The 23,138-nt window shown below is 54.0% G+C and carries 18 protein-coding genes; 16 read left to right on the top strand and 2 right to left on the bottom strand.

Translation table 11 applies throughout. The annotated features are described in order from the left end of the window. Positions 1 to 324 precede the first annotated feature (324 nt). Positions 325 to 666: a hypothetical protein gene (locus C7W93_RS25475; RefSeq protein WP_108439498.1), complete on the top strand. Its 342-nt coding sequence runs from the start codon at positions 325 to 327 to the stop codon at positions 664 to 666. 217 nt (positions 667 to 883) lie between these two features. Here the strand turns inward: C7W93_RS25475 and C7W93_RS07750 are convergent, their stop codons facing one another. Next, positions 884 to 1,762: a FadR/GntR family transcriptional regulator gene (locus tag C7W93_RS07750; RefSeq protein WP_225869776.1), complete on the bottom strand. Its 879-nt coding sequence runs from the start codon at positions 1,760 to 1,762 to the stop codon at positions 884 to 886. A 232-nt stretch (positions 1,763 to 1,994) separates the two neighbouring features. On the opposite strand from C7W93_RS07750, the gene C7W93_RS07745 reads away from it, so the two are divergent. From C7W93_RS07745 to C7W93_RS07725, 5 genes are all read left to right on the top strand, one after another. After that, complete coding sequence (locus C7W93_RS07745) at positions 1,995 to 2,198, top strand: hypothetical protein (RefSeq protein ID WP_108439497.1); 204 nt, start codon at positions 1,995 to 1,997, stop codon at positions 2,196 to 2,198. Positions 2,199 to 2,269: 71 nt separating this feature from the next. Next, on the top strand, positions 2,270 to 4,243 hold the full coding sequence (locus C7W93_RS07740) for a hypothetical protein (protein WP_108439496.1): 1,974 nt from the start codon (positions 2,270 to 2,272) through the stop codon (positions 4,241 to 4,243). Beyond that, positions 4,240 to 6,216: a sugar ABC transporter ATP-binding protein gene (locus C7W93_RS07735; RefSeq protein WP_108439495.1), complete on the top strand. Its 1,977-nt coding sequence runs from the start codon at positions 4,240 to 4,242 to the stop codon at positions 6,214 to 6,216. The genes C7W93_RS07740 and C7W93_RS07735 overlap by 4 nt, the downstream gene beginning before the upstream one ends. Next, entirely contained in the window at positions 6,213 to 7,199 is a 987-nt protein-coding gene (locus C7W93_RS07730) for an ABC transporter permease (protein ID WP_108439494.1), read from the top strand. Before C7W93_RS07735 ends, C7W93_RS07730 begins: the two co-directional genes overlap by 4 nt. Before the next feature lie 43 nt (positions 7,200 to 7,242). After that, on the top strand, positions 7,243 to 8,244 hold the full coding sequence (locus tag C7W93_RS07725) for a substrate-binding domain-containing protein (RefSeq protein WP_225869775.1): 1,002 nt from the start codon (positions 7,243 to 7,245) through the stop codon (positions 8,242 to 8,244). Between the two features lie 539 nt (positions 8,245 to 8,783). Here the strand turns inward: C7W93_RS07725 and C7W93_RS07720 are convergent. After that, positions 8,784 to 9,686, bottom strand: coding sequence for a LysR family transcriptional regulator (locus C7W93_RS07720; RefSeq protein ID WP_108439493.1), 903 nt, complete (start codon positions 9,684 to 9,686; stop codon positions 8,784 to 8,786). 236 nt (positions 9,687 to 9,922) lie between these two features. Between C7W93_RS07720 and C7W93_RS07715 the strand changes: the two genes are divergently transcribed. The 10 genes from C7W93_RS07715 to C7W93_RS07670 all read left to right on the top strand — a co-directional run bounded on the left by C7W93_RS07715 (position 9,923) and on the right by C7W93_RS07670 (position 23,128). After that, entirely contained in the window at positions 9,923 to 10,972 is a 1,050-nt protein-coding gene (locus C7W93_RS07715; RefSeq protein ID WP_225869774.1) for a carbon-nitrogen hydrolase family protein, read from the top strand. A 373-nt stretch (positions 10,973 to 11,345) separates the two neighbouring features. Beyond that, entirely contained in the window at positions 11,346 to 11,846 is a 501-nt protein-coding gene (locus tag C7W93_RS25470) for a CoA transferase (protein ID WP_108439491.1), read from the top strand. A gap of 40 nt (positions 11,847 to 11,886) precedes the next feature. After that, positions 11,887 to 13,269 (top strand): DUF1329 domain-containing protein, encoded by a 1,383-nt coding sequence (locus tag C7W93_RS07705; protein WP_108439490.1) that lies wholly within the window; start codon positions 11,887 to 11,889, stop codon positions 13,267 to 13,269. A gap of 92 nt (positions 13,270 to 13,361) precedes the next feature. Continuing rightward, a complete protein-coding gene (locus tag C7W93_RS07700) occupies positions 13,362 to 15,185 on the top strand; it encodes a DUF1302 domain-containing protein (protein ID WP_108439489.1) in 1,824 nt (607 codons plus the stop codon). Positions 15,186 to 15,274: 89 nt separating this feature from the next. After that, on the top strand, positions 15,275 to 17,635 hold the full coding sequence (locus tag C7W93_RS07695) for an RND family transporter (protein WP_108439488.1): 2,361 nt from the start codon (positions 15,275 to 15,277) through the stop codon (positions 17,633 to 17,635). 15 nt (positions 17,636 to 17,650) lie between these two features. Then, positions 17,651 to 18,646, top strand: a complete 996-nt coding sequence (locus C7W93_RS07690; RefSeq protein WP_225869773.1) for a YCF48-related protein — start codon at positions 17,651 to 17,653, stop codon at positions 18,644 to 18,646. A gap of 36 nt (positions 18,647 to 18,682) precedes the next feature. Further along, complete coding sequence (locus tag C7W93_RS07685) at positions 18,683 to 19,276, top strand: (2Fe-2S)-binding protein (RefSeq protein WP_108439487.1); 594 nt, start codon at positions 18,683 to 18,685, stop codon at positions 19,274 to 19,276. Positions 19,277 to 19,299: 23 nt separating this feature from the next. Beyond that, on the top strand, positions 19,300 to 19,758 hold the full coding sequence (locus tag C7W93_RS07680; RefSeq protein ID WP_108439486.1) for a carbon monoxide dehydrogenase subunit G: 459 nt from the start codon (positions 19,300 to 19,302) through the stop codon (positions 19,756 to 19,758). 18 nt (positions 19,759 to 19,776) lie between these two features. Further along, a complete protein-coding gene (locus C7W93_RS07675; RefSeq protein WP_108439485.1) occupies positions 19,777 to 20,652 on the top strand; it encodes a xanthine dehydrogenase family protein subunit M in 876 nt (291 codons plus the stop codon). Positions 20,653 to 20,755: 103 nt separating this feature from the next. Beyond that, positions 20,756 to 23,128 carry a xanthine dehydrogenase family protein molybdopterin-binding subunit gene (locus C7W93_RS07670; protein WP_108439484.1) on the top strand — a complete coding sequence of 791 codons (2,373 nt, stop codon included), beginning with the start codon at positions 20,756 to 20,758 and terminating at the stop codon, positions 23,126 to 23,128. Positions 23,129 to 23,138: the final 10 nt, after the last annotated feature.

The raw sequence follows: 23,138 nt of genomic DNA, 5'->3' as shown, positions 1-23,138 counted from the left end.
GAGGATACTGAGGTTGTTGATCTCCCTTGCAGTAAACGCGGCACTCTCTGCTCTGGACACGGTCTGGAAAGCGGGCGTTCCCTGCAACGCCCATCCTGGACTGATTCCATCTCTATGCGTATCCGATATCTGGAACAAATCTCGCAAGGCATGCAGGCACGGACCGAGGCAGAAACGCATGCAAAGAATCTCCTGGATCGACGGATAACAAAGCTGCGATGGTGTTTTTGGCATGCCAGCTTCGAGAAAGCTGAGGATAAAATCTGACAGGCGCTTGTGCTGTGTCGAATCATCGTCGCATAAACGCCTGCCTTTGAAGACAGCATGCGCCATCTGGATTATCGATTGCGAGATCTTTGGGGATACATCGAAGGCAGCAAGACTTCACTTGTCGGCTATGCAAAGCGACAGAAAGCAAACAAGCCGATTTCAACAGCGATGGCAGAATCTGCGGTCAACCAAATCATCAATGCCAGAATGTGCAAACGCCAACAGATGAGGTGGACAAGCAGCGGGGCACATTTACTTGCACAAGTACGATGTGCCGTGATCAATGACGATCTTCCGGCTAAGCTTGCAGCTTATTACAAAAAAATGAGTGAATTGCCGGAGCACATAAGCCGACTCCTTGAACTTTTACGGCGCGGGGCGGAGCAAGAACCCTAGCCTTTTTAACAGTCCCGTAGTTGATTTGACTTTGACGCTGCGACCCTGTTGGAAGCGCTGGCAAGCCGCTGGCGTGATCGCTGGGTCTGCGAGTCTGACCCTCGTCAGCAGGAAGTGACTCTGGCCGCATCGCGATGGTTCGGCAATGATTGAAAAATACGTAACTGGCAGGATTTAATCGTTGCCGGAATGTATGCGAAACGCAGTCAAATACACCTCAACAAGATTCGTTCTTAGGAGAGCGAGCACTCGCTGCCGTCTTCTCCCAATTGTCAGTCAATATCTGTCCTTCTTGCTGCCAGAAGGCTTCGTCGGCGCCGTAAATGCGTGCGGCGGCGTTGACCAGATGCATGTCGGCCGCAGCGCGTGCCGATGCGGGATCGCCGGCCTGAATTGCAGCAAATATTTGGCGATGTTCACAGGCGACTGCTTCGGCGAAATGTTTTCTGCGCGCCTCGTTGGCGCGTGTGACACGAATGCCGGATTGCATCGCTTCCGAAAAAAAACTGACAAAACTGCTCCAATAAAGATTGCCGGTCGCTGCGCCGATGGCGAGATGGAACGCCATGTCTTCTTCCACGCCGTTTCTACCAGCCAGATTGGCCTGGTCAATTGCAGCCAGCGCGCTTTCAATCTGTGCGCATTGTGCGTCGGTGCGGCGGGCCGCAGCCAGTGCGGCCATTTCGCTTTCGATGCCGCGCCGCACTTCGAGGAAGTCGACCAGACCACGCGCGGAACGTGGCATCAGCAACGCGGTATCGGAGCGTTGCAATGGGCGGCTTTGTATCACGAAGGCACCGCGTCCCTGCGTCGATTCGACCATGCCGCTTGACTTGAGACGCGCTACCGCCTCTCTGACGACGGTGCGGCTGACGCCGTAGTAACGTGCGATTTCCTGTTCGGACGGCAGCTTGTCGCCAACTTGCAACTCTCCCTTTTTTATTTTTGAAATGAGCGTGTCTGCCAGCATTTCAGAGCGGCTGCGATAACTTGGCATGGCGTCGCCGGCGAGGATATTGGCCGTGTCACTGACAGACGGGCTAGCTTTTTTGGGGGGGGATTCATCGCTCACCATCCGGTCTGGTCGTTCGCGCATATCGGTGTTTCCTTTAGCAAAATCATTGGTCTGAAACCTTGTCGCATACGTACCTGTGCAGTGTCAACAGCGAATTTATCAATTTATGAATATATACTAAAATCATATGGTATTCATATTGTCATACAACTTTTAAGTGGTTATACTCGCCCAGAACTGTCCTGGCTAAGGTCAAAAAATACAACAATGTGCCAGTAAAGAAATTGTACAGTCCCATAAGGAGACGAGACAAATGCAAGCAACAGTCATATCTGATGCACAGGCAGTCGCTGCCAGCGTAGGCGGTTTTGGACGCGATTTTCACGCCGGGCTGAGGTTGTCCCAAGTTGATTTTCATCAAGCGTCGATAAGCACTTTCCAAGGCTCGGTGAAGGGCCCGGATGTTTGCGACTTTGCGGGCCGCGACGGCCGCGCCATCTATTCATTTTTCTGCTGATTTTCTATTGTTGGCGACGGGCGAGTGCCTGTTCGCAGTGAATACATACTTGATCACAAGGACGTAAAAGCATGGGAACAAGTGAAGCAGCGCGTAACGACCTGATTGCCCGAGTTGGCACAACGCGTGAAGACGATACGCCGCGCATCTTTCGCGCCGGCGACTTGTCGGTGGAGTTTCAAGGTGGCGCTTTGCGCTATTTGCGTTATCGCGGCCAGGAGCTGGTACGCGCGATTTCGTTTTTGGTGCGTGATGAAAACTGGGGTACCTTTGGTGCGTCCATTTCCGATCTCCATAGCGAAGAGCGCAGCGATGGTTTCAGATTGACGTTTCAGTCGCAGTGCGGTGAACACGGCGACGATTTGCGTATGCAAACGACGATTGCGGGCTATGCGGACGGACGCCTTGACTTCGAGGTCAGGGCAGAAGTGCAGCGCAGTTTTTCTACCAACCGTACCGGCTTTGTGGTGTTGCATCCGCTGGAGGTTTCCGGCTTGCCGGTGATGGTGGAGCAGGTCGATGGCCGTCGCTTGGATGCGAAGTTTCCAGAGCAGATCAACCCGCTGCAACCCTTCATGGAAATTCGCGCCTTGACCACGCGTCATACTGCCGAGCTATCGGCGCAGGTGCGCATGGAAGGCGATATCTTCGAGATGGAAGACCAGCGCAATTGGACGGATGCGTCTTTCAAAACGTATGTCCGACCGCTGGCGTTGCCTTGGCCTTATCCGTTGGAAAAAGGTATTGTATTGTCGCAAGCGGTCCGCGTGAAGGTATCGGCGGCAAGCGCGACGAATGCCGCCAGTGACGTGCTTGAACAAACGGCAATGATACGCGTCGATGTGGACGCAGCAGACGATGTCGCTCTGCCGCATTTGGGTATTTCAGTACGCGCCACGGATTTGCCAGAGAGCTTGCCGCAGGCAAATCGACTGGCAGCATTGGGCGTCTCGTATTTCATTGCTTGCCTGGATCTGCGCAGCGATGACATCGCCGTTGCCTTGCAAGGTTTTGCCGACTTAAGCCGTGATTCCGGCGTACCTCATGTACTGGAAATCGTGCTGTCCAACGATCCTTCACCGCAGGCGGTGAAAGACCAATTATCTGCTGTGGCAAAGCATCTGAAATCGGCGCCGCAGTCACTGCAACTGAGCAGTGCCGCCGACCTCAAAGCGGTCTTGCCGGGCAGCCCATGGCCGTCGAGCCCTTCGTTCGAGACTATGCTCTCGACAGCGCGGGTTTTGTTTCCCGGCGTGGCAGTGGGCGCAGGCAGCTTTGCCTTTTTCACCGAATTCAATCGCAAGCGTCCCGCCGCGGAATTGCTGGATTACGTGAGTTTCACCACTTGCCCGATTGTCCATGCGGCGGATGACCGCTCCGTGATGGAAACGCTGTCGACCTTGCCGTACATCGCTCGCAGTGGGCAAGCACTTTATCCGACGTTGCGCTTTCGCGTCGGTCCCAGCAGCATTGCTGTGCGCGACAATCCCTACGGCAGCGCCGCGTCATCCAGTCGCAATGACGATCAAGCGGACCGTATTTGTCTCACCGATAACGACCCACGCCAGCGTGGATTGTTTGCGGCGGCGTGGAATTTGGCATATTTCTCGCAGTTCGCACTTAACGGCGCTACGCATATTGCGCTGTCGGAGCTGGTTGGTCCGCGCGGCGTGCTGATCGACGGCAAACCGACACCGTTGTTTTATTTACTGCAATCGTTGGCGCAGCCGCAGCCGCAGCCAGCGACATTGCAGCCGCTGACCGTGACATCAGGTCGCGATGGGCGGCGTCCTTACGCCCATGCGGTACGTTCAGGGGACACATTGTTACTGTGGTTTGCCAACACGTCGGCAGAGGTGCTGGAGTTCAGCCTGTCGCTGCCCCTTGGCAGCAAGGACGTGCGGCGGCGTCAATGGCAAGTCGGCAACAACAGTGACAGCAGCGCTCCAGCTTGGCAGGCTGACGCTTCGTCATCGTTGCAGCTCGGCCCCTATGAAACGGTACAGGTTGCCCTCACGTTGATCAGAAAGAGTCTCGGCCAATGAACGCTCCCATCGAAATTGTCCGGCTAGAAGACGTCACCAAATTGTTTGGCACCGTGCAAGCGCTCAAGCAGGGCGCGATCACACTGCGTACCGGCGAGGTACATGCACTGGTCGGCGTCAACGGCGCCGGCAAGTCAACGCTGGCACGTATCATCAGCGGACATATCCGCCGCAGCGCCGGTAGCTATGCCTACAAGGGCGCGCAAGTCGATTTCGGCAGTCCGCGTGAAGCCATGCGTGGCGGCATTTCGCTGGTGATGCAAGAGACCAGCATCGCCCCTGATCTGAACGTGATGGAAAATCTTTGCTTGCCGGATTTTGGCCAGCGCGAGCGACTCGATTGGCGCGCAATGAAGCGCAAAGCGATTCAAGTGTTGGAGGATCTGGGACAAGCCGAGCATTTGCCGTTGCAACAACGTGCCGGCGATCTCTCCATGGCGCAGCGTCAGATCATCGAAATCGGTCGCGCCTTGCAGCAAGATTCGGAACTGATTATTTTTGACGAACCAACCGCGTCGTTCTCGCCGCCGGAAGTCGATCGGCTGTTCGCCATCATGCGGCTGCTGCGCGAGCGCGGCAAGGCGATGGTATTTGTGTCGCATCGACTGGAAGAGATCTTCGACATTACCGACCGCATCACCGTGATGCGCGAAGGGCGAACTGTGGCGAGCGATCTGGTGACAGCGGAAATCACGCCCAACGAACTGATACAACGCATGGTCGGGCGGGAGATCGGCAATCTGTATGACCGCAACGAAGCGCGTGTGGGTGCCTTGCAGTTATCCTTTGCTGCGGACCATGCCGTTCCGGAGAAAAAGATCTTGCTGGAGGTCCGCAATCTGCGTTCCGGCAAGGCGGTACGGGATGTGTCGTTCAGCGTGCGCGCCGGTGAGATCGTCGGCTTGGCGGGTCTGGTCGGCGCCGGGCGCTCAGAAACCTTGGAAACCATCTTCGGACTCAGGCCAATGGATGGCGGCAGCATTCATTATCTGGGTCAGCCTGTGCGCTTTCGTACGCCAGCCCAGGCCACGCGTCAGGGTATCGGGATGATCGGTGAAGACCGGCGACGCCAGGGCATCATTCCCGATTTTACGGTGCAGGAAAATTTGTTGCTGGCCCACCTCGGCGCCGATAAAAGTCCGGGACTGGGTTATCGGCAGCATGCTGCGCGCATCTCGCAACTGCTCGACGAACTGGATATGCCAGAGCATATCCTGATCGCACCGATGCTCGGCTTGAGCGGCGGCCAACAGCAGAAAGTGATTCTGGCACGCTGGTTGCTGCTGGAGCCACGCCTGCTGTTGTTGGACGAACCGACGCGCGGCGTCGATATCGGCACGCGCAACACCTTGTATCAGATCATCCGCAAAATCGCCGCCAGCGGTATTGGGGTGGTGGTGGTGTCTTCCGATTTCGAGGAAGTACTGGGCATATCCGATCGCATCGTCGTGTTGAGCGATGGTGTCTCGGTGGCCGAAGCCGATGCCGACCTGCTCAACCCCGAAGTACTGACCATGTTCTCCACACCGCGCTCATCCGCCCAAGGCATCCGCAAGGTGTTGCAGGCCATGGCACACTTGTGCGGCGGCAGTGCCTGTTGGATGCAGATCGAGGAGGGGCGGGTGTATTGCTTCGACCTCGTTGATGCTGACAAGGGCGATCCGGGATTCAGCAGCAAGCATTTTCCGTCCATTGCACAGACTGCAATTCCCACGGCATTGGCGTGTGCCGGTAGCGAAAACATGACCGGCATATTCACCCAAGATGGATCGCTGCGGTCGACGTTTTTTGCCCTGAGCAACCAAGGCGGCCATAGTTTTGGCTATCTGGGGGTGACCTTGCCAGTCGTCAGTGCAAGTACCAAGGCATCCCCGGATGCAGCGCAACTCAGACATATCATCATCGACACCATGGACCGTAACGATATTGGTCAACTTCACATTGCCGCTTTAAACAAGGATGTCACCACATGAGCAGTTCCGCACTTACCTCTACTCGCCGTAGTTACGGCTTCGTGCATCGTTATCAGCTTGAACTGCGCATGTTTGCCGTGCTCGCCTTGCTCTCGATTGCGTTATCCAGCTTGTCCTCGCATTTCTTCTCGCTGGGAAATCTATTCAACCTGATGGATCAATCGGTGGTCGTCGGCATCGTCGCAATCGGACAGACATTTGTCATTCTGGTGTCCGGCATTGATTTGTCGGTGGGCGCCATGACCGGCGTGGCCGGTATGGTGCTGGGACTGACGCTGACTTCGCTCGGCCTGCCGCTGCCGGTCGCCATCGTCTGTGCACTTGCCGTGGGGACGTTGATGGGCTTGATGAACGGCATTCTGGTCAGCTTCGGACGCGTCGCACCGTTCATCGTGACGCTGGGCATGATGTCGATAGGGCGCTCGATTGCGTATGTGCTGAGCGATGGCACTTCGGTGTCGTCACTGCCGTCCGAGCTTGCCTATATCGGCAGCGCCGATATCTTTGGCGTGCCGCTTAACTTCGTGCTGCTGGTTGCCTTGTTCGCCGTAGCCTGGTACTACCTCAACTACACCAAAGGCGGGCGCACCATTTATGCGATCGGCTCCAACGTCGATGCGGCGCGCGCCTCAGGGCTCAACGTCAGCTGGTACACCAATCTGGCGTATGTAATTTCCGGCGCCTTGTCGGCGGTGGCTGCGGTGCTGCTCAGCTCGCGCCTGATGTCGATCGATCCGGTTGGCGGTACCGGCCTCGAACTGGACGCCATCGCCGCCGTCGTCATTGGCGGTGCCAGCCTGTTCGGCGGTCGTGGCTCCATGATCGGCACCTTCTTCGGCGTCATCATCATGGCGCTGATCCGCAATGGCCTCAACTTGCTTAACGTCGGCCCGTACTGGCAAGGCAGTGCCATCGGCGCCATCATCATTATTGCTGTTTTGGCTGAACGTATTGCAACTACCCGTTTGAATAAATCGAGATGAACATCGATCCCTTTTACGCCTGTCAAACCCTCTGGAGAAGACCATGAAAGCAACTGAAACACTGATTCGCCGCAGCATGAAACTGTTAGGTATCACCGCCCTCGGTCTGAGCTGTCTGATGCCGCTGGCCAGCCAAGCCCAGTCCCAACTATCCGGCAAGAATTTTGCCTACCTTACGCCGGGTATGGATCTGGCGTTCTGGCGAGCGGTGTCCAAAGGCGTCACCGATACCGTCAAAGCGCAGGGCGGCACGATCACCACCTTCGATTCGCGTAACGATGCATCGGTGCAGTTGAAGAACGCACAGGATGCCATCGCCCAAGGTGTGGCAGGCATTGTGATCTCGCCAACCGATTCTTCCACCGCACCTAGTGTGCTGACGCTTGCGGCACGCGCCAAAATTCCGGTGGTGATCGCCGACATCGGCACCAATTCCGGTGACTATGTGTCTTTCATCGGGTCCGACAATGAGAAGGGCGCTTACGAAACTGGCAAGAAGCTGGCCGACGCGATGAAGAAAAAGGGCTGGGATAAGGGCGGTTACGGCATCTCCTCAATTTCATTGGCACGTCAAAACGGCAAGCTGCGCACCGAAGGTTTTCGTCGTGCCATGAAGGAGGCCGGCATCAAAGAAGTTGCCCTGAACCAGATGCAGCGCTATACCGCAGATGAAACCTTCCGTTTCGTCCAGGACATGGTGACGGCACATCCTGATCTGCGTGGTGTGTTTGTGCAGACCGATGTACCAAGTCTGGGTGCTGCACGCGCACTGTCCGTGGCGCGCAAACAAAACGATGTTGCATTGGTAGCGTTTGACGGTATCCCTGATTTCGTCAAAATGATTCAGGACGGTACGCTGGTCGCCTCCGGCATGCAGCAGCCGTACTTGATGGGCGAGAAGTCGGCGGAAGCCCTGATCGACTATCTGGCTGGCAAGACGCCTGAGAAAACCATTACCGTGCCTATCGTGGTGGTCTCGAAAGACAACTTGCAACAGCAACTGCCGATAATCCAGAAAACGGTGTTTGGCGGCGAGATGAAGTGAAATAAGTAATGGCTGCGGACATCGGTGCCATAGATACAAATGATGGTACCCGGTCTCATCCTTGCTGACACGGAAGGGCAACTGCAGCAGCAGTTGCCCTTTTTTGTGAGATTGTTGCTTGCCACTGAAACTTAGTCCATTTCGCCGATTTTTTGCAGACGCTACCTGCACTCAGAACAAACACGGCGTGAAGTAGATGTATGTAGGCCTGTGTAGAGTCGCTGCCGTACCGCTGACAGCCAAGCCGCCCTGATCTTGAATCATCAACGGCGCGAATTTTCTTTCTTCTGAAAACATCCTCAAACCTGATTCATTTTTTTCTTTCCCTCACAACAAGAGCTTGGGCCAAGGCCTCGTTCGCACGCCTGGCTGCATCCTTGTCGCCGTGTTCGGCCAGCGCCTGCACCACCAGCTGCAATTGCGAAGACGTCAGGTCCACTCGCATACTGGCGGCCATGTGTGAGCGCAATTGCGGCTCTACGCCGGGCGTGGGGCTCTGTCCTTGCTAACGCGACAGATTCCCAACGTCTTGCGGCCGCTTAGCCCAGCAGGAAAGAGGCATCGCGCTGTACCTGATCCCCGAGATATTGGACCACCATTTTCACTCGTGGAATATAGCGTAGGTCGGGATGCACGCTAAGCCAAATCTCCCGCTCGATATGGACGTCGGACAGTTCAATCCGGATCAGCCCCAGTTTTTCCGGAGTGGCGAATGTGGGCAGCAGGACCAGGCCAATTCCGCTGCTTGCCGCATGCATTTGCGATATCATGCTGCTCGACCTGAAAACCAGGTTCGGCGCGATAATTGCCTCGTCTAGCCAACGCACGGTATCGACCTGGATCAGGTCCTGAATGTAGCCGACGAACCTATGTCCCCCTAAGTCGGCCCGGCAATGAGGCGTGCCAACTTGATCGAGATAGTCTTTTGCACCGTACAGGTGCAGGCGGAATTTGCCGATGTTCTCGGAATCCATACCGCGTCCTTCAGGCCGGAAGAAACTGATGAAGATATCGGCCTCGCGGCGGGTAACGTGCAGCAGTTGGGGCGACGTGATCAATTCAATTTTCAAAGCGCTGCAGCGCTGTTGGAGCGCCATGAAGCGCTCCGCGAAATACAGCGACGCAATCCCTTCCATCGTGCCGATCCTGACCGTGCCAGAATGAGCCAGTTCCTTGGCACCGACGGCATCCCCGATCGCCAGGATATTGCTTTCGATAGCCTCCACATGGCTGAGCAGGCGGCCCCCGAGTTCATTCAGTATCAGGCCGGTACGGCTGCGCTCGAAAAGGCTCGAACCCAGCGCCAATTCGAGCTGTGAAATGCGGCGACTGGCGGTCGAGTGGTCGATGTGCAGCCGTTTGGCAGACTTCGAAATATTGCCCGCGCGGGCGACGTCGAGAAAGACCTTCAGGTCATCCCAGTTAAGATTTTGAAACTGCATATGGTCTCCATAATCGATGCTCAGGTAAGGACGCGCTCGATGGACGACCGCCGTACGAGATGGTAGGGTTTATCCTGTTCCCACGCAACAGGCAAACGCCATGCCAGCATCACGCCGAGGGTGTTTGCACCGTTCGGTAGCGTGAAAATACGCACAGTGGATTGCGATTTTTTGGAATATCGCGTGGCGGCGTCCGGTGCTAACGTGCATCACGATCAAACAACTCGATGGAGATCATGATGCTGACCTACCCGAAATTCAAAGCCGCAACTGTCCACGCGGCGCCGGTATTCCTCAACCGCGACGCCACTACCGACAAGGTCTGTAGTTTGATCGGCGAGGCAGCGCGCAACGGCGCCGACCTGATCGTGTTACCGGAGGCGTTCATTCCCGCCTTTCCGGTCTGGGCCGCCGTGTGGGCACCCATCTACAACCATGCGATGTTCCGCAAGATGGCAGCCAACTCGGTTCTGGCGAACGGCGCACAGATGCAACGCATCGCGCAGGAGGCACGCAAGCACGGGATCTTCGTCTCCATCGGGATCAGCGAGATCAATCCGGTGAGCGTCGGCGGACTGTGGAACAGCAACATGTTGATATCCGACGAGGGCGAAGTGCTGAATCATCACCGCAAGCTGGTGCCCACCTACTTTGAAAAGCTGGTGTGGGCACCGGGCGATGGGGCGGGCCTGAAGGTGTGCGACACACGTCTCGGCAAGATCGGCGCGCTCATCTGCGGCGAGAACACCAATCCGCTGGCGCGCTACAGCTTGATGGCGCAGGGCGAACAAGTACATATCTCGTCCTGGCCACCGATTTGGCCCACCGAGAAACCCAATCCGTGGGCATCAAACTACGACATCGCTGCGGCGGTGCGGATTCGCGCAGGCGCACATTCGTTCGAGGCCAAGGCATTCGGCATTGTCAGCTCAGGGTTCATGGACCAAGCCATGCGGGATTATCTGGTCGATATGGATGATACGGTGGCCGAGATCCTCGACAACACGCCGCGCTCGGTGTCGATGTTCATCGCTCCCAACGGAAAGCAGATCGGCCAATCGCTGCAAGACGAAGAGGGAATCCTGTATGGCGACATCGATATCGCGGATTGCGTCGAGCCCAAGCAATTTCATGACGTGGTTGGCTACTACAACCGTTTCGACATCTTCAGCCTGACGGTCAATCGCACGCGACACGTGCCGATTTCTTTCTCGCCGTTAGCGCTCGAAGACCATTCGGATGCCGATCTGGCAGGGCAGGCGCCGCTAGACGAATTGGCGCTGTGACTGACATGACCATGGAACCGGCGGACGCAAACGAGGTGTCGCCATTTCATGCCGATGAGCTTCAGGCGCCAACGTCTACCTGATCCGGGCCGATGGCTCGGCTAATGCGGCAGAACCTGCGCGGCTTGGGTAAGGAGGGCTTAGTGGGCATAAAGGAAGTCGCCTCTTGGCGGTTCTTACCACAGAACTAAATTTTTTTTATTTTCGATTGACACTAAATTAGTTGTACGTATAATTAATAAAAAAAAGGGCGATCAAAACTTGTTCAACCGCTCCACATAAATATCATTTTCGAGGCTTAGCGCATGCGATTGCTGAACGACCAGGATATGAATGAACTGCACGATGGACGCATCGCAGGGTTGAGGGCGCTATGACAGCCTACCGCGAGCTTCCAGATGCCGGAACACCATCCGCGATAGCGCTCGTGGGCCTCAAAGTAATCGAACCAGGGCAGCTCATCGTGGGCCCCTTCGCGGCGAAGACATTAGGAGAGTCTGGTGTAGACGTCATTAAGATGGAACCTCCGGAACGTTCTAGCCAACGCGATGGTGATTCCCTGCGGTGCCGGCATCTTCTTCGCAACGACAGATCATTATGGTGTGAGCCAAAGTCCCGAAATAAGCGTTTTGTCGCAATTGATCTGATAACCCCCAAGGGGCAAAAGATTATCCGTCGGTTCGTAGTCGCGGGCCGAATCTACACAGCCGCCGACGTCGACAATACAGTCTTGGTGCCAAAGATACGGGGTGCAGAGCGAGCGCTCAAACGCGCCGTTGACGACGTCAGCGGCGTGATGTCCATCTTCGAAACGCGTAACACTAGCTTCGTAAAAAAAATACATGGATTTGTGGCGCAGACCACTTTTTTGTAGTTTTAATTGGCATAACGCACGTTCTGAGGGAGCCTTGTATATGAAGATTCGGCGCGCAGTAGTCACGCTTACGATTTCGAGCTTTCTGTCCGCAGGGGCAGGAGCGGTCACGCCGGGAGAGGTTGCCAGGCTCGGTCAGGATCTGACCTCCGTGGGCGCTGAAAAGGCGGCGAACCACGATGGGTCGATTCCGGCATTTGGCGGAGTCGATAAGCCAGCAGCAGGCTGGACATACGGGAAGCTACGTGAAGAATATTGGACGCACAAGGCGGAGAAGCCGTTGTTTGTGATCGATGCCAGCAATGTCGACAAGTACGCCGACAAGCTATCAGCGGGCCAGATTGAAACCTTGAAGAAAATCAAGGGATACACGATGCCTGTGTACCCGACACACCGGAACTGTGCTGTTCCAGACTTCGTCGAGAAAAATACTAAAGATTCTGCGCTCAAAGCCGCGATAGGAAAGGATCAATGGTCTCTCGAAAGCGCGTCCTTGCCTAGCGTACCATTTCCAATTCCTAAAGACGGCATTCAGGTGATGTGGAACTGGTTAGTGCATTACATGGGCGTTGGAATTGAATGGCCAGGTGCGACGACCTACGTCAGTCCAAGACCTGGATCCGACATACCGATTGTTGCTGAATGGAATCAAATTCAGTACTACCCGTGGGCCAAGCCTGGGGGGCACTCGCCTCAGGATGAACAAGGTTTGATGACTGCTTTTTACTACGGTTACTTAAAACCCGCATCGCTGGCAGGCCAGGCTCTCATTCAACGTTTTTACTACACGAAGAAAACAGACAGTTTTTACTATTTCACCGGACAACGTCGCGTCCGTCGCCTACCGGCTTACTCTTACGATGCACCACTGATCGGATTTGAGAATCAATATCCGGCAGATACGACGTGGGTATTTACCGGTAGCCCGGACCGCTTTACCTGGAAGTTAATTGGAAAAAAGGAAGTCTATGTTCCTTATAACTCCTACGCAATGCAACGGTTTGACACCAAAGTAAGCACCATCACAGGCCCGATGTTTATCGATCCAAAGATGCGCCGTTACGAATTGCACCGCATGTGGGAAATCGAGGGGACAGTTAAGGAAGGCGAGCGCCACGCCACGCCCAAGAAGACTTTGTACATTGATGAAGACAGCTGGATCGTCAGTATTGGCGATGATTACGACACTCAAGGAAAAATCTGGAAATCCAAAGAAAATTTCATCACGCCGGAATGGGAAATTAATTCTTGTGCCCCTTCTGCCTCGATCTATACCGATCTTCAGAACGGTCGATATGTATTTGATATGAGTACGGTCGGTTTGGGAAAAGATATGCGCTTCTATCCGCCGGAGTACCAAGATAAGCGACTCATGGAAAATTTCTATACAAGCGAAAGTCTCGGCGCGACCAGCGATCGATGAGCTAGTTAGCTTGACCGACATGCCGTTCAAACGCAATTACGAGCAATGACTGTGTCGAGTGATGGCACTGGATTTCCTTTTCAGGGGTGAAAATGAAAAATAAATGCATCGGGGCAGCAATTACAGCCTTGTGTGGCACGCTGGCGTGTATGCCGACCTATGCGGCTAACTACGCTGTTGATACTGAATTTGGACCAATTCAGTCGGCATGGGTGTCGAATATCACCGCTGGAGCTGGAATTCGGATGAAAAATCCGAGCTGCTCCCGTACCGGAGATCCCAATTCATTTGGCTGTGGAGCGAGTGCAAACACTGCTCAGTGGGCCAATGGTGACGATGGTAATCTGAACTATAAACGGGGTCAGCTTTTTACGGGTTTCATCAGTGGCACCTCGGAACTCTTCGTTACAGCGCCGCAACAAGGGATGAAATTCCTTATTCGTGGTACCGGGATGTACGATTTTGCGGCTGGACATACCAATCGCACGGAGCTGTCCAGTTCTGCAGAAGGATACGTCGTGTCGAGCGTCCAGTTGCTCGATCTTTGGATTCAAAAAGAGTTTGAGATTGGCAATCAGCGCTCGCATCTGCGTTTTGGAAACCAGGTAATCAATTGGGGCGAGAGTTATTTTGCCTCTGGCGGTATTAATGCGACAAACTCTGTCGACATTCAAAAATTATTGGTCCCGGGCACGCAACTCAAGCAAGCCCTCATTCCTGCGCCTATGCTTGAATTCGCTAGCGGATTGCCCGGCGGGTTCTCAACGGAAGCCTACGTGCAGTTTCGCTGGAATGCGAATCGCTACCCGCCTGTGGGAACTTACTTTTCAGTGTCGGACGTGTATTTGCACGGTGCGCAACCAGGCGTATTCAACGCCACCAATTTCAATGTGAGCGGCGTCGACGCGGGTTCGATTGCGCGGGGCAGTGGCTTGAATTCGCGTAATCAGGGGATTATCGGAGGGATCAATCAGGACATTCTCAACGGAAAATATCCGAATTTGGCCGGCGTGCCGTATACCACGGTTAACCCCGCCAACACACCGCAGTTCGGTGCGCGTTTGGGATATACGCCTCCCGGACAGAATATCAGTTATGCGCTTTATTACGAGAACTACACGGATAAATCACCCGTTCTGTCTTACGCCAGCTTGGAGTCGTCTGGACAATTTAACTATTTGCAACGGAGACAACTCTTTGGTGTAAGTGCGAACTTCCCTATCGGCGATTGGGCGATCGGAACGGAGTTGTCCTACCGTCCGCGGGATGCTGTTGCATTGTCGGGATGTTTCCTGGCAGGCGCGCCGGCCGATGCGAACACGAACCTGGCGAGTGGGCAGTGTGCAGCCTACAAAGATAATAAGAAATATCAATTTGATATCAATGCGCAGATCATCCTCACTAAAAGTACGTTTCCGCAACTGAAGCTGATCGGTGCAGACGCCGCCACGTTTACGGCGGAGCTGACCTACATCAAGTACCCAGGCGTGAACCCCAACAAACCGATTAATAGCACACTGAATGGTCAGTCGGTTTATCAACTCACAGATGCAGGTTATCAGACATGGCTTACCAATAATGCTGCATTGGGCTATCCAGTCGTGACCGGTCAAGGTACGTCGGATTCTGTGGGAGCCACGCTGGACTTCAATTGGACTTACGATGGTTCGCTGATTCCTGGATGGGCTGTCACACCAGGCGTGACGTTTTACGATGCCCTATATGGATATACACCCACATTCTCGGCAAATTATCTGCAAGGCGCCAAGTCGTTGAACTTCTACGTTCTGTTTAATCAGAATCCATCGGTATGGCAGGCAGGGGTAAACCTGACGCTTTACTATGGTGGTAACCAGCTATCACAGCCTTACTTTGACAGAAACTTTATTGGTTTTTTTGCGACCCGGAACTTCTAGCACTATAGATACGGTACGGGCGGTGTCGAGCCGCTCGTAGTTTTTTTTGTGGGCCACAGCGACAGCCGTGGATTGAACTAGGAATCTTTGTGTTAAACAAGTCCATCCAAACCTTGGAGAAATGGCTCTTTTCTCACCGGTTGATCGTGTTAGGAGTGTTCTCTGCGCTCACACTCTTCATGGCGTTCTTTGCTGTGCAGTTGCGGATGGAGGCTGGCTTCGAAAAGCAAATTCCGATTGGGCACGAGTATGTTCAAACCTTCAATCGCTATCGGGCAGATTTATTTGGGGCAAACCGACTGACTGTCGTTGTGAAGGTAAAACACGGGACGATCTGGACCAAAGAGGCCTTGGGACGCGTTTATGCCGTGACGCAAGCCGTCACTTATATGCCCAATGTCGACCGGCTCGGCGTGCAGTCGTTGTGGACGCCAAACAGCTATGTCAACGAAATAACGGAGGAGGGATTCCGCTCACAGCCGATCATCCCGGGTACGCTCACTGCGGACCATATGACCTCGGAAAATGTCGACGAGATCCGGCGCTCTGCCTCAGAAGGCGGATTTATCGGTTCACTTGTCTCTCGAGACGAGACGAGTGCAATGATCACGGCGGAAATTGGAGAGGTCGGCGTTGATGGTAAGCAGATCGACTACGTCGAATACAACCACTTACTCGAAGAGAAAATTCGAAAGCCTTTTGAAGACAGTAACTACGAGATTCAAATCATCGGGTTCGCGAAACAAATTGGCGACATCGCTGATGGTGCACGGGCGGTTCTTGTGTTCTGTGCGATCGCTTTACTGCTTACCGCTCTGGCTGTGTATTGGTACTGTCATTCGATTCAATTCACGATTCTTCCGATCATTTGTTCGCTGACGTCGCTTGTCTGGCAGTTTGGCACGCTTAAGTTACTGGGCTATGGATTGGATCCGCTCGGCGTTCTCGTCCCATTTCTTGTGTTCGCAATTGGCGTGTCTCATGGCGTCCAGCAAATTAATTTCATCACGCGCGAGCTTGCGATGGGAAACTCGACGTTTAACGCCGCTCGGCATAGTTTTACGGGGCTTCTGATCCCTGGAACGCTCGCGCTTGTCACTGCGTTGGTGTCATTCGTGACATTGATTCTCATCCCGATTCCGATGATTCGGGAACTCGCCATTACGGCTTCACTCGGTGTCGGGTACAAGATCCTCACCAACCTGGTGATGCTACCCGTGGCCGCGTCATGTCTCAGCGTTGATAAGGCCTACGCCGATACAGCGATGACTAAACGTGAACAGCGTGCGCGCTGGCTCAAAATACTTTCCCGCGTTGCTGAGCCCAAGAACGCAGTAGTGGTCTTAGTCATTGTTGCTGGTGTCTTCGCCGCGGCCGTATGGGAAAGCCGTGATCGGGTTGTTGGAACCTTGGAGCCGGGCGCGCCAGAGCTTCGATCCGATGGGCGGTTCAATCGAGATGCGGTTTCGATTGTCAATAATTTTGATATCGGACTCGACTGGCTATCGATTGTCGTTGAGGCACCAATAGACTCGTGCGCGAACCCAGCGGTTGCCGTCTTCGGCGATCAATTTTCTAATGCTATGAAATCTACACCTGGTGTGGTGTCGGTCGGTTCCTATTCTGAATTGATGCGGACCTATAACCGGGGATATAACGAGAATTTTCCAAAAATGGATGTGGTTCCTATCGATCCTGTCAATTACGCGGCGCTGAGTACCGAGATCGGCCGGGCCCACGGATATTTGAACAAAGACTGCAGCATGACGGGGGTGCATCTGTACCTGTCTGACCATAAAGCGACGACGATTAATCGAGTGATCAATGCGGTTAAAGTATTTCGCCGCACGCATCAAGTGCCCGGAATCACCATACGCCTTGCAGCAGGCAATGCTGGAATTCTTGCAGCGATCGACGATGTCGTTGCGAAAAGCGAGCTATCGATGATGCTTTACGTCTACGCCGCCATCATCATTCTCGTGTTTGTTGTCTACCGGGATTTCCGTGCTGTCATTGCGTGCTGTCTTCCGCTCACCGTTGGGACGTCAATTGGCTACTGGTTTATGAAAACGTTTGATATCGGACTCACGGTTGCGACATTGCCTGTCATGGTCCTTGCGGTCGGAATCGGCGTGGACTACGCCTTTTATATCTACAACCGACTTCAGGCCAATTTGGCTGCGGGGCAGAAGATCGTAGAGGCGCTTGAAAATGCCATCTTAGAGGTTGGGATGGCGACCATTTTTACCGCCATCACATTGGCGATCGGGGTGGCGACATGGAGTTTCTCCGCCCTCAAGTTTCAAGCAGATATGGGAAAACTGCTGGCCTTCATGTTTATTGTTAATCTTATTATGGCCATGACGGCGCTTCCGGCACTGGCGGTCGTATTGGAAAAAATCTTTCCTCGCAGGGGAAAGATCAGAGCGCCGGGTATGTTCTCACATTGACCAGAGGAGATAATTTTGAACTACAAAAGATTTCTGAACGCTCTGACGGCATTTGCCGCGCAATGTCTTTTTGTTCTTCTTGTTCAAGACAATGTCGCCGCCGCTGCGCAATCTATTCCAGAACTGCATGTGCAGCCAGCGGAAAGAGCGCCGGGTGCGCTGAACACGACGATTTTGGCAGCAGCGCGGGCAGGGGCGCGCATCGTCGCGGTTGGTCAACGGGGGGTGGTGCTTCTTTCCGACAATGATGGCAAGACTTATCGCCAAGCGATGTCCGTTCCGGTTAGCTCGACGCTGACAAGTGTCTGGTTTATCGATGCAAGTACGGGATGGTCAGTCGGGGATTGGGGCGCAATCATTAAGTCAACTGATGGTGGAGAAACCTGGGTGGCGCAACGCAGCGATACGCAGGTTGACCAGCCTCTTTTCTCGGTCTATTTTAAGAACGGCAAGGAAGGCTGGGCAGTCGGCTTATGGTCCTTGATGCTTCACACAACCGACTCAGGCGCAAATTGGGCCGTCGTTAAATTACTACCACCTGCCGGCGCAAAAAAGGCCGACCGCAACCTATACGCAATGTTCGCTGACACAAAGGGAAATCTCTTTGTCGCTTGTGAACAGGGCAGGGTAATGCGTTCGAGCGATGGTGGCGTTAGCTGGAATTATGTCGAAACAGGATACGCAGGGTCTTTTTGGTCCGGTATCGCACTCCGGGACGGGACTATCCTCGTCGGCGGACTACGTGGGAAGATTTACCGTAGTGCCAACGGTGGGGACACCTGGGCCGCCGTGCCAACCCCTTATGCGAGCTCCATCACCGGCATGCAGCAACTTCCGGACCAGTCGATCCGGATGGTTGGTCTCGAGGGTGTGACGTTGAGCAGTCACGACGACGGGATGAGTTTCACCGGGTATCAAAGGCCCGATCGAAAGACGTTAACTGCTGTAATTGACACACAAAAGGGTCATTCAGTGCTGTTTTCGGTCGACGGCCCAACGGCTAGCCAATAAATACTTTCCCACAGACCACACAGAAAGGTGAATTAGATGACACTAAAAAAGACAGTCCGGCTAATAGTGAACGGGACCTCCTATCAAAGAGATGTGGAGCCTCGAATGCTGCTCTCAGATTTCCTTCGTCACGAGCTTTCGCTTACCGGTACACACGTCGGTTGTGAACATGGCGTTTGTGGCGCCTGCACCATTTTGCTAGACGGAGCACCAGTGCGGTCATGCCTAACCTTCGCGATCCAAGTTGAGGGGAAGGAAGTGCGTACGGTTGAGTCCTTGGCGACGAACGAGCTGATCGAAGAGCGCAAGAATTCTATGGGAAACGTCGAGGAGGCGAGGCCGATTACCGATACTTTAAGCGTTCTTCAAGCGTCTTTTTGGGAGCATCAAGGTTTGCAATGTGGTTTTTGCACCCCCGGCGTACTGATGACCATGGAGGCGCTTTTGACGGAGAACTGCGACCCTACAAGGGAGCAGGTGCGAGACGCATTGTCGGGTCATATTTGTCGTTGTACTGGGTACCACGACATTGTCGACTCAGTGATGACCGCTGCCAAGGTTAAGCGCTCCCTTGCGAACACCGGCGTTTCAAACCAGGACTTGCTCAGACGCGCATTTTTGGCCGAATAACTCACTCTGCAGGAATAAATATCATGGTATTAGAAGGCGAAGAAACTTTTACTCAGGACATCTCCGAGGTTTGGACAGCACTTCACAACACCGACATGTTAACCAAGGCGATCCCGGGATGTAAATCGATGAAACCGAGTGGCAGCAATACCTACGTTGTCGCGTTGTCGCTTGGGGTTGCTGCAGTCAGGGGTGACTACGAAGGCAAGGTCAAAGTCACCGATGTGAAAGCACCGGTGCATTACATGCTCGACGCCGAAGGCACGGGTGCGCCGGGCTTTGTCAAGCTGCGGATGGATTGCATACTTGAGAAGCAGGGTGCAGAAACGGTGATGAAGTGGAAGTGCGATGCCGTCGTCGGCGGCTTGATTGCCAGCATTGGAGGGAGAGTTCTTTCCGGTATTTCGAAATTCATGGCCAAGCAGTTCTTTAAGGCCTTGAAGAACGAGATGGAAGAGACAGTGACATCGAAGGTAGCTTAATTCCACGGAGAGAAGGCCATGAAACCACCTGTGTTCGACTACCAGCGAGCAGATAGCATCGCGCATGCATGCGATTTGCTCGCGGCCTTCGGCGATGACGCAAAGATTTTGGCCGGAGGGCAAACGCTGATTCCTATGATGAATTTTCGGTTGGCGCGCCCTCAAGTCCTTGTCGACATCAGCAACATTACTGATCGCAACCAAGTTACGGAAGAGAGCGACGGGATACGCGTCAGAGCGACTAGTATCCAAAGGTTCGTGGAGCAGTGTCCCGCGATTCAAAGGCGACTTCCCGTTCTACACAAGGCGATTCAGCATATCGCCCATTTCCAGATCAGAAACAAGGGAACGATCGGCGGCAGCATTTCAAATGCCGATCCTGCAAGCGAGTTACCCGCGATGTCCTTGCTTTTAGATGCAGAGTTCACGATCAATAGCAAGACCGAAGAGCGCGTCATCCCCGCAGAGGAATTTTTCATCACTTACATGACAACGTCACTCGCATTGGACGAAATTTTGTCCTCGATCCTGTTTAAGGAACCACCAAAGAACAGTGGATGGGGATTTCACGAAGTTGCGAGACGTTCGGGCGATTTCGCTCTGGCAGGTAGTTCCGCAGTGGTGACTCTGGATGAGAATGGCAAGTGCACCCGAGCACGGATTGCACTCTTGGGCGTTGCCGCGACACCGGTGCGAGCTACCGAAGCGGAAGAGATGTTGATCGGTGAAAAGTATTCCGAAGAATTGTTGAAGACAGCTGCGCAAAGGGTCCAGGACGTTGTTGATCCAGAGAGCGATGTGCACGTTACAAAGGAATACCGCCGTTCCGTCGTAGAAGTTTTGACGGTTAGGGCGCTCGAGGATGGCTTCCGCAGGGCGGGGGTTGCGCGTTAAGACCAATGCAGTTCGCGCAGGCTTGCCTCAACGCCGCAGACAGAAAAGTCAAAGTCCGTGGCATATATTGATATATAGATTAAGCCCTTAGGAGCCTTTTGAAATGAAACCATTGCCACGCATGACCGGTGCGACGAAGTATATTGGGGTAAGCAGAAAGCGAAGTGAAGATCCTTTGATCCTGATGGGCAAGGCGAAGTACGTCGATGACATTTCCTTGCCAAGGATGGTAGAGGTTGCTTTTCTTCGGAGCACGCATGCGCACGCCGATATTAAACGAATCGATTTCGAAAAGGCACGTGCACATCCGGGCTGCATCAAAATTTTCACGAGCGCGGATCTTGGAACGGGTACCACTACGTTTCAGCAACATCAGGGTAACCTGAAGCCCGTTTCGACGCCCTTCTTCGCGGGGGAGAAGGTACGCTTCGTAGGCGAGATCATTGCGGCAATCGTGGCCCCAAGCCGGTACATTGCCGAAGACATCGTCGACCTTATCGAGGTAGAGTACGACGTCCTGCCCATCAATTTCGATGTTGAAGAGGCGATGAAGCCGGGCGCCGAGTGGGTTCATGAAGACATTCCTAACAACTGTTATTTCAGCGATGAGTTCCATAAAGGTGATGTGGATAAAGCTTTTCGCGATGCTGACCTGATTATTAAAGAAAAGGTGACGACAGCGCGGACGTCAGCGGCACCGATGGAGACGCGTGGCGTGATCGCGAATTGGGACTGGGACGACACGCTAATTGTGTGGTCTTCCACCCAGATGCCCTTTCCGCTAAAAACATTCATTGCCCTGTGGCTGCATCTGCCGGAGCAAAATATTCGCGTGATTGCCCCAAATGTCGGTGGCGGTTTTGGTCAAAAGGCCCATTTTCACTCAGAAGAGTTCATTATTCCCTGGATCGCCAAGGACATCCGGATGCCGGTCAAATGGATCGAGGACCGCCGGGAACATTTGCTGTCCGCTGCCCAGGCAAAGCAGATGACGATGTACATCGAAGTGGCGATGAACAAGGATGGCACTATTCTTGGAATGAAGAATAAGGCGATTGGGGATACGGGCGCGTACTCGCAATTTCCCTGGGGCGGAATCATCGACCCGGCAGCCGGAAACACTGTTTTGCCCGGCGCATTTACATTCAAAAATATACGCTACGAGAGCGTTGCCATCCTGACGAACAAAATGGCGACCGGAGCCTACCGCGGCGTCGGTATGTCGGGAACCACCTTCGCGCGCGAGATGGCTTTGACGAAAGCGGCGAAACTTCTCAATATTGATATCGTCGACATTTACTACAGAAATTTCATTCGAAAAGATCAGTTTCCGTTCGTCACCGCAACGAATCAGACCTACGACAGTGGCGACTACCACAAGGTGCTGGATAAGTGCCTCGAGATGGCGGACTACAGGAAGCTAAAAAAGCAACCGCGGCTCTTGAAAAACGGGAAATTGCGCGGAGTGGGAATCTGCTTTTTTGTCGAACCGACAGCGTGGGGTAGTAAGGTCGCTGAGGAATGCGGCTTTCGAGGGGTGACGACCCATGACTCTGCCACGGTCGAGATGGATCCGAGTGGCGGCGTCACGGTGCGCAGCGGACAGATGAGCCACGGACAGGGACTGAAGACGACGCTGGCACAGGTTGCTGCTGAAACGCTCGGTGTTCGCTTCGAGGACGTCCGGGTTCTGGAAGGAGACACGCATAGCGCAGCGTATGGAATGGGTACTTTTGCAAGCCGCAGTGCGGTCATCGGCGGGGGCACCGTGATGCGGGCCGCTCACGACGTACGCACGCGACTTTTGAAGATCGCAGCGCATGTCATGGAGGCTAATGTCGCTGACTTGAATATTGACGAAGGCGTGGTGTTTGTAAAGGGCTCGCCAGACCGATGCATGACCGTGCGTGAGCTGGCGCACATTACCTATTTCGATCGGTTCCGTCGACCGGATCCGGATGACGTGGAACCCGTACTTAGCGCGACGAGGCACTACGATCCGCCGGAAACGTATTCTAACGGTGCGCATTGCGTCATCATCGAACTGGATGCGCAGACTGGAAAAATCGATATCACACGTATCGTCGCTGTTGAGGATTGTGGGACGATGATTAATCCGCAAGTGGTCGAAGGACAAATGCGAGGTGGTATAGCGCAGGGCATCGGTATGGCCTTGCTAGAATCGCTGGAATATGACAAATCTGGACAGTTGAACAATGCATCCTTTATGGATTTTTTAGTGCCTAACGCACTGACGTTGCCTGATATTGAGTGTGCGCACTTTAGCACTCCGTCGCCGTTGACCGAGGGCGGGATCAAGGGGTGTGGCGAAGCAGCAATGTTGTCAATTCACTGTGCATTCGGTAGTGCCGTGGCAGATGCACTTTCGGATTACGGGATACTCGTGCCAATGGCAATACCAATCGGCCCCCAGCAAGTTCTGGATCTGATTGGAACTAGGAGTGCGGCGAACTAACGATCGGGTA

This window comes from Glaciimonas sp. PCH181 (assembly GCF_003056055.1).
Taxonomy (GTDB): domain Bacteria; phylum Pseudomonadota; class Gammaproteobacteria; order Burkholderiales; family Burkholderiaceae_D; genus Glaciimonas.
The sequence above is the reverse complement of the archived record's forward strand: the minus strand, read 5'-3'. Positions and strand labels throughout refer to the sequence as shown.

Coding starts and splice junctions, on each gene's coding strand:
- C7W93_RS07685 (WP_108439487.1), top strand. CDS start 18,683: ATGACACTAAAAAAGACAGTCCGGCTAATAGTGAACGGGACCTCCTAT.
- C7W93_RS07730 (WP_108439494.1), top strand. CDS start 6,213: ATGAGCAGTTCCGCACTTACCTCTACTCGCCGTAGTTACGGCTTCGTG.
- C7W93_RS07720 (WP_108439493.1), bottom strand. CDS start 9,686: ATGCAGTTTCAAAATCTTAACTGGGATGACCTGAAGGTCTTTCTCGAC.
- C7W93_RS07705 (WP_108439490.1), top strand. CDS start 11,887: ATGAAGATTCGGCGCGCAGTAGTCACGCTTACGATTTCGAGCTTTCTG.
- C7W93_RS07675 (WP_108439485.1), top strand. CDS start 19,777: ATGAAACCACCTGTGTTCGACTACCAGCGAGCAGATAGCATCGCGCAT.
- C7W93_RS07725 (WP_225869775.1), top strand. CDS start 7,243: ATGAAAGCAACTGAAACACTGATTCGCCGCAGCATGAAACTGTTAGGT.
- C7W93_RS07715 (WP_225869774.1), top strand. CDS start 9,923: ATGATGCTGACCTACCCGAAATTCAAAGCCGCAACTGTCCACGCGGCG.
- C7W93_RS07700 (WP_108439489.1), top strand. CDS start 13,362: ATGAAAAATAAATGCATCGGGGCAGCAATTACAGCCTTGTGTGGCACG.
- C7W93_RS07750 (WP_225869776.1), bottom strand. CDS start 1,762: ATGCGCGAACGACCAGACCGGATGGTGAGCGATGAATCCCCCCCCAAA.
- C7W93_RS07670 (WP_108439484.1), top strand. CDS start 20,756: ATGAAACCATTGCCACGCATGACCGGTGCGACGAAGTATATTGGGGTA.
- C7W93_RS07680 (WP_108439486.1), top strand. CDS start 19,300: ATGGTATTAGAAGGCGAAGAAACTTTTACTCAGGACATCTCCGAGGTT.
- C7W93_RS07735 (WP_108439495.1), top strand. CDS start 4,240: ATGAACGCTCCCATCGAAATTGTCCGGCTAGAAGACGTCACCAAATTG.
- C7W93_RS25475 (WP_108439498.1), top strand. CDS start 325: ATGCGCCATCTGGATTATCGATTGCGAGATCTTTGGGGATACATCGAA.
- C7W93_RS25470 (WP_108439491.1), top strand. CDS start 11,346: ATGACAGCCTACCGCGAGCTTCCAGATGCCGGAACACCATCCGCGATA.
- C7W93_RS07740 (WP_108439496.1), top strand. CDS start 2,270: ATGGGAACAAGTGAAGCAGCGCGTAACGACCTGATTGCCCGAGTTGGC.
- C7W93_RS07745 (WP_108439497.1), top strand. CDS start 1,995: ATGCAAGCAACAGTCATATCTGATGCACAGGCAGTCGCTGCCAGCGTA.